We start from the raw sequence: 1,326 nt of genomic DNA, 5'->3' as shown, positions 1-1,326 counted from the left end.
GTTGTCGACGGTGTTGTCCAGCGGATCGAACGCATTCGGATCGTCGGGCCTGAACTCGTTGCCCGCGATCGGCGAGAGCACGTCGTCCACCAGATCCGTGAGGCCGTCGGCCACGGGCATCAGCGATGCCAATGTGCCGGATGAACTGGCGGCGACGCTTCTGGCCGCGGCGGCGCTGCCACCTCCGAGGCCGAGAACGTTGTCCAGGGAGCCGAGCAGATGGCCGGCGAGGCTGTCGCCTGGATCGAGCAGGTGGTCGGCATCGGCATCCGCGTCGGCATCAGCGTCCGCATCTGCATCGGCGTCTGCATCCGCATCAGCGTCTGTATCGGCATCGGCATCTGCGTCCGCATCGGCGTCTGCATCCGCGTCAGCGTCAGCATCACCGTCCGCATCCGAGTCGGCATCTGCATCCGCATCTGCGTCGGCATCGCTGTCGCCAACGCCCGGAACGAAGAAAGGAACCGCGCCACCGTCGCTGCCGCCACCACCGCTCAGCGCGGCGCCGAGCGCGACGGCACCCAGTGCACCGAGAGCGAATTCACCCAGCCCGATGCCGCTGCCGGCAGCGGTCTTCTTGCTCACCGCAAGCGCCGCGGCTTCCGCGTCGCTGTCGGGCGAGGTCACTTCCAGGTCGCCCGAGGCCACGTCCACATTCACCTGCTCGAGGCCGCTGGCCAGCTTGGTCGTGCTGATGGTGGCGTCGGTGCCGCCCGTGAAGATGCCGGCCAGCGGTGCCTTGTTGGTGGCCGATCCGGGAAAGAGAACGTTGGCGTGGCCGTCCTGCGGAACGATCACGCGGTCGCCGGCCATCAGCGCCTGGTTGCCGTCGACGGGAATCGAGACGCCGTCGCGCATGAGGACCGTGCCGGGCGTGGCGTTCGAAATTGACCCGATGCCGGCCGGCGCCGCAGGCTGAACTGCGGCGGCGCCAGTCCCCATGGGCGCAATCGGCTTCACTGTCGCCTGGGCGATGACCACCGGCGCAGCACCGTTGTCGGCGCCTCCGGCGATCGAAGAAATCGATGCATTGGCATCCGTCATGGCAGTCTCCTCGGTGGTGGGACTCTCTGACGGGGCAACTTGTGTGCCGCCTTCTTGCAATATCTCTGACGCTGAAGCGTCGAGCGTGCAAGCTGTTGATTTATATGGAGTTTCTTGCCGTGACGGCCCTGCGATGCAGATCGACGGGAGGCCCCGGTCGGGCGCTCTTTGGCGCTTGTTACGTAGCGTTGTTACGCACTCGGGCCGTAACGAGTGCTCGCGCAATGGCGGGTGGCCGGGTTGCTTTCAGGTCCGGCGCATGCAAGGCCAATGCGCCCGCCG

At 66.7% G+C, this 1,326-nt stretch carries 1 pseudogene; it reads right to left on the bottom strand.

Features of this window, described 5'->3' with window-relative positions:
- Positions 1-1,044: pseudogene (locus ACSFA3_RS23680) on the bottom strand (hypothetical protein); the annotation flags it as partial.
- Positions 1,045-1,326 lie beyond the last annotated feature (282 nt).

The sequence above is a fragment of the Variovorax glucosi genome, from assembly GCF_051216695.1.
Classification (GTDB): domain Bacteria; phylum Pseudomonadota; class Gammaproteobacteria; order Burkholderiales; family Burkholderiaceae_C; genus Variovorax.
Note: the sequence above shows the minus strand (reverse complement) of the source record. Positions and strands in the feature narration are given on the sequence as shown.